This window comes from Pedobacter sp. AK017 (assembly GCF_014200825.1).
Classification (GTDB): domain Bacteria; phylum Bacteroidota; class Bacteroidia; order Sphingobacteriales; family Sphingobacteriaceae; genus Pedobacter; species Pedobacter heparinus.
Genome location: NZ_JACHCW010000002.1, coordinates 340,869 through 355,208 on the forward strand (window position 1 = coordinate 340,869; position 14,340 = coordinate 355,208).

Annotated in this window: 12 protein-coding genes and 2 tRNA genes; 6 read left to right on the forward strand and 8 right to left on the reverse strand. The window is 41.2% G+C overall.

Annotation, left to right across the window (positions count from 1 at the left end; genetic code table 11):
• Nucleotides 1-24: 24 nt before the first annotated feature.
• The 5 genes from HDC92_RS04640 to HDC92_RS04660 all read right to left on the reverse strand — a co-directional run bounded on the left by HDC92_RS04640 (nucleotide 25) and on the right by HDC92_RS04660 (nucleotide 7,887).
• Nucleotides 25-1,524, reverse strand: coding sequence for a RagB/SusD family nutrient uptake outer membrane protein (locus HDC92_RS04640; protein WP_183872640.1), 1,500 nt, complete (start codon nucleotides 1,522-1,524; stop codon nucleotides 25-27).
• A gap of 35 nt (nucleotides 1,525-1,559) precedes the next feature.
• Nucleotides 1,560-4,943, reverse strand: coding sequence for a SusC/RagA family TonB-linked outer membrane protein (locus tag HDC92_RS04645; protein WP_183872642.1), 3,384 nt, complete (start codon nucleotides 4,941-4,943; stop codon nucleotides 1,560-1,562).
• A gap of 296 nt (nucleotides 4,944-5,239) precedes the next feature.
• Nucleotides 5,240-6,388, reverse strand: a complete 1,149-nt coding sequence (locus HDC92_RS04650) for a FecR family protein (protein ID WP_183872644.1) — start codon at nucleotides 6,386-6,388, stop codon at nucleotides 5,240-5,242.
• 95 nt (nucleotides 6,389-6,483) lie between these two features.
• Nucleotides 6,484-7,074, reverse strand: a complete 591-nt coding sequence (locus tag HDC92_RS04655) for an RNA polymerase sigma factor (RefSeq protein WP_183872646.1) — start codon at nucleotides 7,072-7,074, stop codon at nucleotides 6,484-6,486.
• Nucleotides 7,075-7,245: 171 nt separating this feature from the next.
• On the reverse strand, nucleotides 7,246-7,887 hold the full coding sequence (locus HDC92_RS04660; protein WP_183872648.1) for a DUF6266 family protein: 642 nt from the start codon (nucleotides 7,885-7,887) through the stop codon (nucleotides 7,246-7,248).
• Nucleotides 7,888-7,949: 62 nt separating this feature from the next.
• Here HDC92_RS04660 and HDC92_RS04665 point away from each other — a divergent pair, with 62 nt between their 5' ends.
• The 4 genes from HDC92_RS04665 (at nucleotide 7,950) to HDC92_RS04680 (ending at nucleotide 9,248) form a co-directional block, all read left to right on the forward strand.
• Nucleotides 7,950-8,168 carry a hypothetical protein gene (locus HDC92_RS04665; protein ID WP_183872650.1) on the forward strand — a complete coding sequence of 73 codons (219 nt, stop codon included), beginning with the start codon at nucleotides 7,950-7,952 and terminating at the stop codon, nucleotides 8,166-8,168.
• Between the two features lie 99 nt (nucleotides 8,169-8,267).
• Nucleotides 8,268-8,645, forward strand: coding sequence for a hypothetical protein (locus tag HDC92_RS04670; protein ID WP_183872652.1), 378 nt, complete (start codon nucleotides 8,268-8,270; stop codon nucleotides 8,643-8,645).
• Nucleotides 8,632-8,823 carry a type II toxin-antitoxin system HicA family toxin gene (locus HDC92_RS04675; protein ID WP_183872654.1) on the forward strand — a complete coding sequence of 64 codons (192 nt, stop codon included), beginning with the start codon at nucleotides 8,632-8,634 and terminating at the stop codon, nucleotides 8,821-8,823. Before HDC92_RS04670 ends, HDC92_RS04675 begins: the two co-directional genes overlap by 14 nt.
• Nucleotides 8,824-8,855: 32 nt before the next feature.
• Nucleotides 8,856-9,248: an XRE family transcriptional regulator gene (locus HDC92_RS04680; RefSeq protein ID WP_183872656.1), complete on the forward strand. Its 393-nt coding sequence runs from the start codon at nucleotides 8,856-8,858 to the stop codon at nucleotides 9,246-9,248.
• Here HDC92_RS04680 and HDC92_RS04685 read toward each other — a convergent pair.
• The gene (locus tag HDC92_RS04685; RefSeq protein WP_015809975.1) at nucleotides 9,245-9,718 is read right to left on the reverse strand and encodes an Lrp/AsnC ligand binding domain-containing protein; all 474 of its coding nucleotides are present in this window, start codon (nucleotides 9,716-9,718) and stop codon (nucleotides 9,245-9,247) included. The genes HDC92_RS04680 and HDC92_RS04685 overlap by 4 nt on opposite strands.
• Before the next feature lie 152 nt (nucleotides 9,719-9,870).
• Between HDC92_RS04685 and HDC92_RS04690 the strand changes: the two genes are divergently transcribed.
• Nucleotides 9,871-9,978, forward strand: a tRNA-Asp gene (locus HDC92_RS04690).
• A 69-nt stretch (nucleotides 9,979-10,047) separates the two neighbouring features.
• Nucleotides 10,048-10,192 (forward strand) — tRNA-Asp (locus tag HDC92_RS04695).
• A 67-nt stretch (nucleotides 10,193-10,259) separates the two neighbouring features.
• Here the strand turns inward: HDC92_RS04695 and HDC92_RS04700 are convergent.
• On the reverse strand, nucleotides 10,260-11,570 hold the full coding sequence (locus HDC92_RS04700) for an amidohydrolase family protein (RefSeq protein ID WP_015809974.1): 1,311 nt from the start codon (nucleotides 11,568-11,570) through the stop codon (nucleotides 10,260-10,262).
• Entirely contained in the window at nucleotides 11,563-14,289 is a 2,727-nt protein-coding gene (locus tag HDC92_RS04705; protein ID WP_183872658.1) for an amidohydrolase family protein, read from the reverse strand. Before HDC92_RS04705 ends, HDC92_RS04700 begins: the two co-directional genes overlap by 8 nt.
• Nucleotides 14,290-14,340: the final 51 nt, after the last annotated feature.

Below are 14,340 nucleotides of genomic sequence, written 5' to 3' on the forward strand. Positions count from 1 at the left end.
TAAAATTTTCATTTTGTAGGCTTCTTAGTACCCTGCGTTTTGTCTTAAGTTTGGAGCTTTATTGAGATCGCCCTGTGGCAAGGGGAACAGTTGTTGGTGAGAATGCCATTCTCCAATACCATTGGATTTTAATGGAGTAACCACATCCATCACTTCATCTATAGTTCCTGTACGTTTGAGATCAAACCAGCGCTGTCCAATTTCTGTAAATAACTCCACCTGCCGTTCGTGAAGGATCTTTTTGATAAGATCTGCTTGTGATATACCTGGATTTGTATTCGCAATTAAAGGTAATCCTGCTCGATCACGAATTTTATCCAGATCAGCAATGGCTCCGGACATTTTGCTTTGTCTAGCTCGTGCCTCTCCACGGATAAGGTATTGTTCACCCAGACGTAGCATCATCTGATACTCAGTCATATTAACAGTACCAGTAGCTGCTGTAATATTGGATTTGAGCAAGTTATCCTTATATTTATAAGGATAATAATAGGTCGTTCCAGCTGCGGTTACTTCTCCGATCCAATTTCCAATCTTTTTCCTCAAATCGCCTGTTTCAAAGCTACCAAGTAGTTGTGGACTTATGGATACGGGATTGCTACCATCTGAACTTGGTCCATAAGAAGGTATTACGAAGACACGGGCATCATCTGTGTTAAAGAAAGCATTGGTGGGCTGAACCTGCCAAATTGCCTCCCGACTGTTTTTAAGAAATGTTGCATTTAAGGCTTGCAAGTTAAACAAAGCCGTGTGGTCGATAATAGCGCCAGCCTCCAGTTCCGCATCCATAAAATAACCAATATAAAGATAAACCCTGGCCAATAATGCATGTGCAGCCCATTGTGTCAATCTTACCCGTTCGGAGCCCGACTTTAATAAACTTGCATCTGGATAATGCGTTGCCAACAATTCCTTAGCATCTTTAAGGTCAATAATAATCTGTTCATATACTTTTTCCCGAGAAGACTGACTTAACAAGGTACTTACCTTATAATCCGTAGTTAAAACAATCGGCAAATCACCATAAAGGTTTACCAGATAGAAGTAGAAAAAAGCACGCATAAACTTAGCTTCACCTTGCAGCTGTTCTCTAATGGAGGGCGTAAGGGCTTCAGCAGAGGGATCATTCAGACCTTCGAGGACAGCATTGCACCTGAATATAAAATTGTAGAGCACGGGCCAGTATTCCTTACCGAAGCCCTGAGCTGATAATGTATTGGTATAATAGGCAGCATAATCAGCCAGAGAATTGTACAGTGTTAATTCATCAGAGGCACTCCCGAGCACTAAACTCAATCCGAAATTACCTGCAAAATAACCAGATCTATTATATCCTTGACCCAAATCAGCATAAAGCCCGTTGAGGACTGAAATGGCAGTTTGATCATTAGCGAACACATTTTCCGATGAAATGATTTTTACAGGCGGTGGCACTTCTATAAATTTTTTGCATGAGCAAAGCAGCAAAATACTGAAAAACAGAAACTTGATGCTGGTGTATATTTTTTGTTTTAATGCTTTCATGATTAATTGTTTTTATTTAGCGTCCATGTATATAGTTACAATCCAACGGTAAAGCCAATGGCCCACATTTGTAAGGGTGGCAAAGCGCTTGAACTCTGCGTTTCCGGATCTAGCCCTGAGTATCGGGATATAGTTGCCAAATTTTGCCCACGGAGATAAAGACTGGCATTTTGTAATCTAGCTGGCCTCAGCCAGCTTTCAGGAATCTGCCAAGATAAAGACAGGTTCTTTAAGCGCACAAAAGAAGCATCATAGGAAAAATAAGCATTTGTTTGACTTACTGCTGGAACTCCAGATGCTGTGGTATATTTCTGAATTCGACTAGCATCACCTGGCTTTTGCCAACGGTTAAGGACTGAAATAGGTTGATTACTAAACATGCCGGTAAATTCGCCCGTTTGTGCATAATCATTCCAAAAATACAAGGACTTGGAACCTTTTTGCCGGATAAATTGAAAAAGAAAATCAAGAGAAAATCCTTTATAACTGAGGGTATTCAGGATTCCACCATAAAACATAGGCTGGGTAGATATGATTTGATTCCGTCCACTTATTTGAGGGCCAAAACCAAAAACAGGCTGTTGGTTTTCATTGGCCAGCAGATAATTACCCCTTGCTGGATCAATGCCCAAATATTGATAATAAGGCAATGCACCAAGGGGCTGGCCAACAATTACTCCACTTTCGGGATTGGCATAAGACGTATTTTCAATATCGGGGAATTTGATCACTTTATTACGTGGAATGGTCAGGTTCAAATTACAATTCCAACTGAACTGTCTAATTTTAATCGGAATGGTAGACAGAGAAAACTCCCAACTTGTATTTTGAACCGTAGCAGGAAAGTTTTGGATCAGCCCGCTTACACCAGTTATACTCGGCAAAGTATAAAAGAGCAATTGATTCGAACTTCGGTTTCTAGAGTATGTAAAATCAAGCAGCAATCTATCTTTAAAAAATCCCAGGTCAATCCCTGCCATCAGTTTTCGTGTTTCCTCCCATTGCAGATAAGGATTTTTCAATTCATTCGTACTTAGTCCTTGGATATTTTGGTAAGGGAGTCTGGAAGTTGGTGTAAAATAAGCATTAAGATACTGGTAATCACCTATCTGATCATTTCCGGTGGTTCCATAACTTCCCCTAATTTTACCAAAACTCAGAAAGGACAACGCCTTTTCAACAGATTCCTCTTCGCTAAAGATCCACGCACCTCCTAAACTCCAGAAATTATGAAACAAATTATTTTCTCCGAATCTGCTGCTACCATCGCGCCTGCCGGTTAAATTAAATACAAATTTCTGGTCGAATACTACATTCATCCTACCAAACAGGGCATTATAGCGGTAAATGGTATTGTCATAACTGCCCTGTATAGAACTGGCTGAAGCCAGGTTTTTGATAAGAAGATCATTGGAAAACCCATAAGCCGTAATAATATTATATTCTCCCTTATTTTTCTGAAAAGTGCTACCTACGATTGCATCTATTGAAATATTTCCGATTACCTTGTTGAACGTCAGCTGCGGCTCAGCAATTAAGGAGAAAGAATCCACATTACTGAAGACTGAAGATCGGGAAGTATTAGATCTTTCTTCTGGAGGGCGAGCATTAGCAGAAATAGAAAAAAAAGGGTTTCCATTGATATTATTATAACCAAAACTACTTTTAACAACTAATCCGGGAAGGATCGAGTAGCTTATGATAGCATTACTGGTTAAAGATTTCAAAAAATATTCATAAGCCGAGAAAGCTGCACCTGCCAATGGGTTCACAAAAGTTGACCTCCCTGCCGCATTGGGGGCCCAGTTTAGTGAGCCATCATCATTATACAAAGACGGAGCATTGGGAGCAAGAAAAAGTGCATATCTTGTCAAGTCTTGCCCAGGAACCCCATTACTGTTAACCGCATAACTACCAGTTAAAGATAGTTTAAATCGCTGGTTGAGTGAATTTGTATTAATGTTAAAATGAATATTGCCAGTTTTACTGGCAAAATCACCTGGAAACACCGTAGTGGATCTGTCAAATGTACCACCCACCAGGAATTGAACAGCATTTGAACCACCTGAAATGGAAGCATTTATATTGGAATATTGGGCGGTACCGCCGATCAGTTCTTTTTGCCAGTTGGTGTATCGTGTGGTGTCCCAAAGCCGCAGGTCATAATTTGGACCATCACTGATGCTAAGCCCATCGTTCCGAATAGCCTCATAACGCATATCAAGGTATTGCCGGGTATTTAACATATCTACCTCTTTACCCACCTTGCCCCAACCCTGGCGAGCACTCAGGTTGATCTTGATTTTACCTGGGCTCCCTTTTTTAGTAGTGATCAGGATGGCGCCATTGGCTGCACGTGAACCATAGATGGAGGTCGCATCAGCATCTTTCAAAACAACAATAGACTCTATATCAGACGGATTAATAAAATTTATAGGATTATTACCAGATAGACCAATTCCTCCACCCAAAGGACCACCTGCGGAGCTTGATCCACCTGCCCCGCCTACCCCAAATAGCTCATAAGCCAATGGCACACCATCCACAACGATCAAAGGGTCACTTCCATAACCAATACTATTTTGTCCCTGTATCCTTACGGTAAATGCCCCGTTGGCTAGCCCAGTATTTTGTGTTACCAATAATCCCGGCACCCTACCTTGCAAAGCCAGCAACGGGTTATTCACCGGCTGTTGCTCTATCTCCTTGGCAGTTACTGTAGCTACATTAGAAGTACTTAATCTTTTAGAAGTTGTGCCATAAGCAATAATCTGCACCTGGTCTAATGGATTATCCGAGAGTTTTAGCGTAATGCTACCCATGTTTTGTTTGGCTGTTACTTCCTTGCTCACATATCCGGTATAAGAAAATACAATCGTAGCACCTTCATTTACCTTCTCTATCAAAAACCTGCCCTGGGCATCAGTCATTGTAGCCCCTTTTCCATCTTTCACCTTTACTGTCGCTCCGGCAAGCGGGTTACCATCTTCATCCACAACGCGACCAGTAATGTCAATAGCAGCCCAGCGCTCAGCCAGGCGCTCCAGAAAGGTAGGGGCTTTAGGTTTTAAGCTAATATTCTTTTCATCAAATGTATAAACCAGGTCCTGGCTTTTACTAACTACATCTAATACATCTTTTAAATCAGAATTATTGAAATTAACATCCATCCTGGTGTTTTTATCCACCTTGTTTTCAGCATACACTACAAAATAGCCCGTCTGTTTACGAATTTCAGCGAAGATTTGCTCAAGCGTTGCCCCTTTCTTACTTAGGGTAAGTTTCTGTGCAAAACTTGCGGCAGATACCTGCATTAAACAGGTTGTGAGTATAATTATGAGCATTTTCATAATTAAAAGTATTTTAGGCGGCAGGCCAAAATAGCGCAGCACACCGGGTTTCAAAGGATAATTTTTCATATCTTTGATAAGGTTTGAGTTGATAGTAAAACGGTTCTCTAAAATTGTTTTGTCCTCCTGATGAAGATCAGGATGGGACAGGTTGACTCAAACTGTTGCCGGATAGTGTTCGAAGCATTATTCGGCTTTGTTTTTTTAGTCACCCAAGGCACACTGCTATTCCCTTTTCTGTAAGTATTTATTCATTACGTTGGTTTAGTTTTACTTGTTTACGTTTCTGTTAATTAGCTGAAAGCGCCATTTGCATTCTGGGAGCATTAACAGTTTATAATTTGGGGTTGGTTAGGCCCCGATGATTACTTGCTTACGATTACCTTTCGGCCTTCTATTTTAAATTTCACAGCCCCGGTATTTTCCAGTGTCTTCAATATCCTCGATACATTATCGTACCTGGATACAGCTCCTCCCATCAGCTCGGTCTTCAGTTCAGGGTCTTCATAAATTACATCTACGTTATACCACCTGGCTACCTGCCTCATGATCGGATCGAGTGGGGTTGAGTTAAAAATAAATACCCCCTGCTTCCAGGCTATGGCCTCTTCAGCATCTACCGTTTTTACACTTATCCCCGAGCTACCCGTGACAATAGATTGCTGATTGGGTTTTAATATTACTGTTTCCTCATCGCTGCGCTTCCCTCGAAGTGACGAGACTTTCACACTCCCTTCCAACAAAGTGGTTTTAGTGCTGCCTTCATCTTTATAAGCACTAATGTTAAAGTGCGTACCCAGTACCTCTACTTCTTGTTGATCTGCTACTACTATAAAAGGCTTCTCCTTATTTTTAGCCACCTCAAAATACACCTCTCCATTTATTATCAAAATTTTGCGTTCCTTACCAATAAATTGTGAAGGGAAAGAAATTTTTGTATCCGCATTTAGCCAGGCTCGGCTGCCATCGGGTAAAGTGATTTGGTACATGCCGCCGCGCGGGGTGCTTAAACTCGTCATCTCGACAGAGCGAAGCGACGAGAGATCTCTCCCTTCGGTCGAGATGACGGTGTTGTCATTATATTTTAAACTGTTCCCTGCAACAATTACCCCGGTTTTAACATCGCTTAGGATTATGGTTTTACCATTGGCAAGGGTAAGGGTTGCGGTGTTTTTACCCGGGGCAATGTCGTTTGTATAGTTTGCAGATCCTGAACCAGGTTCAGGTTTACCTGGCGCTTTAAAAAAGAACACGCCAAAAACAATGGCTGCTACCGCAGCGGCAGCAATTGCAATACGTGGCCATAGTTTTATTCTGGGGGTACTTACACTTATAGATTTTGAGATTATCTCCCACATTTCAGCATGTCTTTGCACATATGGCAACTCGTCTAACTCTGATTTACTTTTTCCTGCCCTTTGTATCAGCCAATACTCTACCAATGCTCTTTCATGCTCAGTAGCTTCTCCCTGCAAATATTTATCTAAAAGTTGTTCGGCCCTTTGCTTATCCATTTTTGCTTAATGATCATTTCTGTAAGCTGATCTGTAAGTAATACCCAAAACATTCAAAAAGTAGTAGAATTATTTTAAACTAATTTCACATTAACTTAATTCCGCATTAATGCAATCATAATCAGCCCCGATGTTCCATATTTGTGTACGTTGCCCCGAATTATTTTTAAAGCATTGCTTACTTGCTTACGCACAGTATTTTCAGCTATATCTAACTGTTCAGCTATGTCTTTGTACGACAGATTTCCTTGACGGCTTAGTTCAAAAATGGCCTTCATTTTAGCAGGCAAATTGCTGATCTCCTTTTCGATTAGCTCATATAAAACCTCTACGTCATAATCTTTACCATACTCCTCACTTAAATTTTCTTCCAGTTCGGCTAATGAATCCAGATAGTCGATGTGCAAATGTCCTTTGCGCATAAATTTTATAGCGCTGTTTTGAGCCGCAACGTATAGATAACCCGCAAAATTAGCTCCAGCCTTAATGTTGTGTGCTTTATTCCAGATCGCAATGAAAATGTCCTGCACCAAATCCTGGGAGGCATCGCCATCACGTAGCAATTGATTTATCTGATAATATAACTTAGGTGCATACCTTTCATAAATTTCGGTAAAAGCTCCATGATCCCCCTGCTTTAATAAAGCAACAAGTTCGTCATCATGATATGTGCTGTAAGCACTCATTTCCCTTTTGTATTAAATCCCTTGTATATAAATTTAACGAATATTCTGCAATTCTATACATTTTCAACCGAAAAAACCACACGGTGTACTTTTGACACTCAGGTACTTACAAACAAAAACCTGCTTTGAGTTGTGCTCAAAGCAGGTTTAGGTATGGAAATTAATTTTTAATCAATACGTTATTTGCCCAATATAAACACTATTTGATATCGCCTTTCGGTCATCGGCTACAAAACTGATGTAACATTCCAATACCTGGCCTTTAAAATCATCAGGAAGTTCCATAGTTTCGGCAGCTGTGGTTCTTCTTGCTCCGCTTAGCGTATAAAAAGCTCTGTTGCTTTCCGGTGCATACACCAATAGCATTACCTGCTGGCGCTGGTAATAATAGTCTTCGTTTATGTCAAAACTCCAGGTAAACAGCAGGCCATTGGCCAGTGGCTGCACCTGCGGATCATCAGCCACTGGCAATGTCCCTTCGGTAAGCCGCACTTTAGGGTAATCTATGCTGTAATCAGGGTATTCGCCTTTTACTGCATTCAACAATTGGTAAGATTTTGCGGCGTTGTTTGCCGTATAGGTTTCATTTGCTGCGGCCAGTTCAAACCCTGCAGCTACAAACCTGGTCATGCTGTCGATAAAGGTATTTACTACCTTCATTTTTTGCCTTACAGCCAGTTGTTTTAAGCTGGGCGGGATATTGGTTTTCCGTTTTTTAAGTCGTACTAAGGGTTGTCCTTTTCTGATGTAGCCTTCAATATTGCCTATTTTACCGCTTATAGCGCCAAAAATGCCATTGTTTAGTTTTGCCATAACTTTTTTTAATTCTGGCACTAAGCTAATGTGGTCAATTTGCATCTCCAATGCGCTTTACTGTGAGTAAAGTTATTTTACATTTTTGCTGGCGCAAAAACAGGCCATTGAAAGGCCCAGGCCGGCTGGCATCCAAACAATACCCGAACAACAGCCGGGTAGGAGAGAAGGAAAGTAACTTTACAGCAGGGAAAGGTTATTGGGTTTTTTTACTCAAAGTCATCTCGGCGATAGGAAAGATCTTTCCTATCGCCGAGATGACGGTAGTTTCAATATTTTGAGCTAAAATCTAGCTTTTTGTACTAAAAAACTTTGTTTTGGAATTCTGTGGTTGTAGGGCCAATTCCAGATTAGATTCGTAAGAACTAATCTTTATATTCATGAACAAAAAACAGCAGATCACAGTAAAAGGAATTGAAATTTCTATTTTTCAGCAAAGTAATAACGATTACATATCCTTAACGGGTATAGCATTGTATAAAGATAGGGGAAGATCCATCGAATTCGATGGAATTAAAAGTCAGTCGGGGTTGCATAGTTATAAATTGAGTGTTAAGGAATGGTCAGAAAAGACTAATGCAATCGGGCTTAAAACTACTGCAGGCGGAAATCCATTTGGCCGGCTAGCGTTACTAAGAGAAGGTATTAAAAAGTTTACTTTTTTGCTTGATAAAGATAAACTTTTGTTTACCTTTGTTTCCTTAGGATATCAACGCTATTCTTTAACTAAAACATCATCACAACATGAAATGGAGTGAGTTGCTTAAAAAGTTGAAGAAGGTTGGATATGTTTATTTGAGAGACGCTAAAGGGAGTCATGAATACTGGCATCACCCTGATAAACCGGGAAGCGAAGAAGTTATCGCCAAACATGGAGCGAAAGAAATAGGCACCGGGCTTGCTCACAAAATTTTAAAACGGGCTGGAATTAAATAAACTGGCTTTTAATTAAAAACAATAACAAACGGATGAAGAAAAAGATCGTATTTGTAGTAGAAAAAACCGGAACTGGTTTTTCTGCTTTTGCTGAGGATAATAATATTCCTGCAGCAACTTCAGGAGATAATATTTCAGAATTAAGGATTAATATGGTGGATGCATACAATTCAGTAGCTGAATTAAAAGGATTACCTGAAGTGACCATAGATGATATCTGCATCCAATTAGATATAGCACAATTTTTCGAGTATTATAAAATCATTAATGCTAGTGCACTGGGTTCCAGAATTGGGATGGACAAAACTTTATTGTCTCAGTATGTTAACGGGCATAAAAAACCAGGGCATAAACAGGTTGAGAAAATTATGAATGGAATAAAACAACTGGGTAGTGAATTGGCTTCATTGGAATTAGCATTTTAAAGCTCAATTTGCCTTCGGATGCTTTCTTCCAGTGATATCAATGTTTCAGTACGTTGAATTCCGGGCACTGCCTGTATTTCTTCATTCAGCACATGCCTCAGGTGGCTGGTATCCCTGCAGATGATCTTGGCAAACATACTGTATGCCCCGGTAGTGTAATGAAGCTCTACAACTTCTTTAATTTTGCTCAGCTGTTCTACAGCATCTTTATATTGGATACCCTTTTCCAGATAGATACCGAGGAAGGCTGTTACATCATAACCGGCTTTTTGCGGGTCAATAATTAAATGTGAGCCTTTGATGATGCCCATCTCCTGCAGCTTTTTCATACGAACGTGTATGGTACCGCCCGAAACGATCAGATCTTTGGCAATTTCAGTATAAGGTTTGGTTGCGTCATGCATCAATTGCTTCAAGATGTCTATATCCAGGTTATCAATTTCTAAATTTTGGCTTTCTTTTCTAAGCATGATTTTGATATTTGTTAACGATAATCAAATATAATTATTAATATGATAAAAATAAAATTAAATGATTAAAATATTTGCAACGTATTGAGGTTGTTGTTACATTTGTATCAAGCAAGTAATAAAAAATAGTTCTTTAACATTTGCTTATACTCTGTAGGGTGGTGAAATTGGCAGACGCACCTCCTTGTCTCGGTGGTGGAGAAAATGGAAAACCCGTAAGGGCTAACTACTCCTTGAAGGTTCGACTCCTTCCCCTACAGCTAATTAAGTTTAAGATCAGAATCAACCTAAACCAAATCTTAAACTTAATGAATTAGTACTTTATATTATGTTGGGTGGTGAAATTGGCAGACACGCCTTCTTGTCTCGGTGGTGGGGATAAATGGATAAACGCAGTTTATGGGTTGACCACAAATTAATTTTTGAACTGTAGCTAACTACCCCTTGAAGGTTCGACTCCTTCCCCAACAGCCAGTTTTTTTATGAATAATAAGTTAGTTAAAAACGAGTGACCTTGGATGGGGTCACTCTTTTTTTTGTCTTATTTTAAGCTTTTCAGCAGGTACTTGTCACTGAATTTTTTGTCTAATTGTTTATGAAGATTATCCAGATTGATATCCCTGCCCTGGATAAACGCTCTTTCCACTTTATTGGTCTTCATGTCCAACGCATCCCCGGACGAAATAAAGAAAGTCGCATCCTTACCGATTTCCAGGCTACCCGCAATCTTTTCAATACCTAATGCTTTAGCGGTGTTTAAGGTAATGGTTTGTAAAGCTTTTTCTTTGTCAAGACCCCAGGCCGTTATTGTTCCTGCCATAAAAGGCAGGTTCCGCAGTTGCCAGTAGCTGTGCAGGCTCATCACCACATTGATTCCGGCATTGGCCAGTAAACCTGCATTTTTATAGGGCAGGTTTACATCGTCGTCGCTGTTATTGGGCAAATTGTGTGGCTCCTTTACCACCACCGTAATATTGTTCTCTTTTAAGAAGGGGATAGCCAGATAGGCTTCATCCCCACCAACCAGGACCGGTGTAATGCCATATTTTTTTGCAAATTTTACTGCAGTAATGATGTCTTTCTCTGCATTTGCATGGATAAACAGTTTTTGCGAACCATCAAACAGGTGCCTCATGGCAGCCAGACGGGCATTTACCACTGCTGGTTTATCTGTTTCGGCATAAGCTTTTGCTTCTGCAAAGAGCTGTTCAAGGTCATTAATCGCCTGCTGTGTGCGCTCTTTAAAAACTTCGGCCTGGGCCATGGCCCTGTTTCCCGAACTGCTGAATTTTGAGGTAACCGGCCAGTTTAAATGCTGGGCATCGTCTTTTCTTATTGCTGCATCTTCCCAGTTCCAGGCATCCAGCTGTACAACTGATGAGCTGCCCGACAAGGTGCCACCCTGAGGGGTAATCTGAGCCATCAGCACACCATTGCTCCTTATGGTAGCGGGTACTTTTGAATCTGTATTATAGGCTACCAGGGCCCTGATGTGTGGGTTCAGTTCGCCAATTTCATTATAATCCAATGTTGCCTTTACTGAACTGATCTCTACCAGTCCGAGATTGGTAACCGGCGCTATGAAACCCGGATATACCTGTTTACCATTTGCGGTAATTACTATGGCGCCTGTAAGGTCAATACGGGCAACTGTAGCATCTCCTACACCGGTAATTTTTCCTTTATCAAATATCAGGTATCCGGTTTCTACAACCTGTCCGTTACCGATGTGTAGTTTTGCCCCCATAATCACTGTTCTTGTATCCTGTGGTTTTGCCGGAGAAATATTGGCCTGCGCCAGACAGTTCAGGCTAATGGCTAATGGTAAGAGGATTAAAATGTACTTATTCATGGTTATGGCTCCTTTCTGACTCATTCAGCTCAATAGAATAATCTTCAATCGTTTCGCAATGGAATTGCCGCTGTATTTCTGCTTTCGGGCGTTGGGTCTTGGAACCTTTATCTTTACTTTCTTTCATCTTCAGGATCAGTCTTGCCCGTTCTTCATTTTGTGTTTTTCTGAGTTCGGCATCACGTTCTATATCCCAATAAGGGATTCCATCAATGAAGGTCTTTTCTGCTTTTGCATAAATGGATAAAGGATGGGCAGACCAGACTACGAGATCTGCATCTTTACCAACTTTTAAACTGCCAACCCGGTTGTCTATATGCAGCATTTTTGCCGGGTTTAAGGTTACAAATTTAAGCGCCTCTTCTTCCGGGACATCTCCGTATAAAATGGCTTTCCCGGCCTCCTGATTTAGACGCCGGGCCATTTCAGCATCGTCAGAGTTAAATGCTGTTGTGATGCCTATGTTGTGCAGTATTTTCCCGTTATAGGGAATGGCCTCTGCTACCTCCATTTTGTATGCCCACCAGTCAGAGAATGTAGAAGCGCTGATGCCACGAGCCTTCATCTTGTCGGCCACTTTATATCCTTCCAGAATGTGGGTAAAAGTATTTATCCTGAAGCCAAGGCTATCGGCTACCTTCATCAGCATGTTGATTTCAGACTGTACATAAGAGTGGCAGGTAATGAAACGTTTGTTGTCCAGTATTTCAACAATAGCATCAAGTTCCAGGTCGCGGCGGGCCATATTGCCTTTCTTTGCCATTTCAATCTTATAGGCTTTGGCACGTGTAAACTGATCTGCAAAGGTTTGTTCAACCCCCATTCTGGTTACCGGAAAACGTGCGCCACTGCCACTAAAATTACTCTGCTTCACATTTTCTCCGAGTGCAAACTTTATAAAACCATCAGCGCCTTCAAATTTAAGTTCATCCGGCAGTTTCCCCCATCTGAGTTTAATGAGTTGTGATTGGCCGCCAACGGGGTTTGCAGAACCATGGAGAATTTGTGAAGTGGTTACACCACCTGCAAGCTGGCGGTAAATGTTTATATCTTCAGAATTGATGATGTCGCCCACCCTAACCTCTGCAGAAGAGGCCTGGGCCCCTTCATTGATACCGCCGGTCATGGCAATGTGCGAGTGTTCATCTATCATTCCCGCGGTAATGTGTTTGCCTGTAGCATCAATTACTTTAGCATTACCGGCATTCAGGTTTTTGCCAACAGCTTTGATTTTGCCATTTTCTATAAGCACATCTGCATTTTGCAGGATACCTTCCTTTTCGTTGGTCCATATGGTTGCATTTTTCAGCAAAACGTTTTCCTGCTTTAGTGGGGCGAGGTTGCCAAAACGGGCAAAAGGGAACAATAGTGCTCCCGGGCTATCCGTTTTTAGCTCTTCCTGTTTTTTGGCCACAAGCTTTGAGGTGTCTTTCCCGGTATCTTTTTTAAACACGATAAAACGCTTACCCTGTATCCAGTTCTCTTCAATAACGGTTTCTTTGTTAAAGAGGCTATCTGATGTAATGATAAAATTGGCCAGCTTACCGGTTTCCAGCGTGCCTGTCTTATCGGCTATTCCAATCATTGCAGCCGGAATTTCTGTAAGGGCCAGTAAGGCTTGTTTTTTTGTTAACCCATTGTTGATAGCCTGGGCAATGTTTGGCCAGAAATCCTTAACACTCTCGAGGCCATGCGTACTGAGTGAAAACCTGATGCCGGCTTTTTCAAGTGCTGCGGGGTTTGTAGGGGCCAGTTCCCAGGCTTTCATCTGGGCCAGGCTAATGTCCCTTGCTTCAACCGTATCTTCCACGTTGTATGCCCGAATAAAATTTACCGGAACAATGAGGCTGGCACCGGTTGCTTTAACCGCAGTTATCCGTTGATACTCATCTCCGTTGGATTTGATAATATATGATTTGCCAAACTCTTTAGCGATTTTATCTACGCGCAGTATATTTTGCCAGCCATCTGCCTCAAAGATCTGGGGAATGTTTTGCTGCTTATTAAAGGCATCCAAAGAGATGTTGTATTCCTCCTTCTGTTTACTGTACCATTGTGCATCGTAATAGGTTTGACGCAACAATGCAACTGCCCCCATTAAAGATGTTGGATAGTCGTTTTGTGAGGTCCCTTTGTTAAAAGAGTAATTGGCGGCCGACTGGGGGTTCAATATGGTATTGTTTTCTTTTTCATCACTTAAAGTTACTGCGGCCGATGTGCCGCGGGCAATGCCATCACGGTTAACCACATTAACACTGCCGAAACCAGCTTTACGCAGTTCGTCGGCCTTTTTATTATCGGCAGAAAACATGGTGCTGGCCTGGGTTTCTGCCTTTATGGCTTCGTTCCACCCATAGGCCCCTTTTTTGGTAGAGGTAAAAATAGATTGCCGGCCACTGCTTCCTGTCCGTGTAGCTTCTGGCATTCCATAACTGGTAAAAGCATCAATAAGTGAGGGATAAATGAATTTGCCTTTAAGGTCGATCACAACGTAGCCCTTAGGAATAGCCAGTCCACTACCTGTGGCTTGTATGGTTTGTCCTTTAATCAATAGTGTACCATTACTAATGGTTTTTTGAGCGCTGATTACAATACTGGCATTTGTAAAGGCGTATAAGCCCTGTCGGATATCGTAAGTGCCATTAACCGGATAAGTTTGCTGTGCAAAAAGATAATTTACAGCTAACAAAAAGGCGAAGAGGAGCAGGATTTTCTTCATAAATAATTTAGATAATGGCTAAATCTATTATAAAAAAATGATTTATCCTGC

Coding starts and splice junctions, on each gene's coding strand:
- HDC92_RS04640 (WP_183872640.1), bottom strand. CDS start 1,524: ATGAAAGCATTAAAACAAAAAATATACACCAGCATCAAGTTTCTGTTT.
- HDC92_RS04645 (WP_183872642.1), bottom strand. CDS start 4,943: ATGAAAAATTATCCTTTGAAACCCGGTGTGCTGCGCTATTTTGGCCTG.
- HDC92_RS04650 (WP_183872644.1), bottom strand. CDS start 6,388: ATGGATAAGCAAAGGGCCGAACAACTTTTAGATAAATATTTGCAGGGA.
- HDC92_RS04655 (WP_183872646.1), bottom strand. CDS start 7,074: ATGAGTGCTTACAGCACATATCATGATGACGAACTTGTTGCTTTATTA.
- HDC92_RS04660 (WP_183872648.1), bottom strand. CDS start 7,887: ATGGCAAAACTAAACAATGGCATTTTTGGCGCTATAAGCGGTAAAATA.
- HDC92_RS04670 (WP_183872652.1), top strand. CDS start 8,268: ATGAACAAAAAACAGCAGATCACAGTAAAAGGAATTGAAATTTCTATT.
- HDC92_RS04675 (WP_183872654.1), top strand. CDS start 8,632: ATGAAATGGAGTGAGTTGCTTAAAAAGTTGAAGAAGGTTGGATATGTT.
- HDC92_RS04680 (WP_183872656.1), top strand. CDS start 8,856: ATGAAGAAAAAGATCGTATTTGTAGTAGAAAAAACCGGAACTGGTTTT.
- HDC92_RS04685 (WP_015809975.1), bottom strand. CDS start 9,718: ATGCTTAGAAAAGAAAGCCAAAATTTAGAAATTGATAACCTGGATATA.
- HDC92_RS04700 (WP_015809974.1), bottom strand. CDS start 11,570: ATGAATAAGTACATTTTAATCCTCTTACCATTAGCCATTAGCCTGAAC.
- HDC92_RS04705 (WP_183872658.1), bottom strand. CDS start 14,289: ATGAAGAAAATCCTGCTCCTCTTCGCCTTTTTGTTAGCTGTAAATTAT.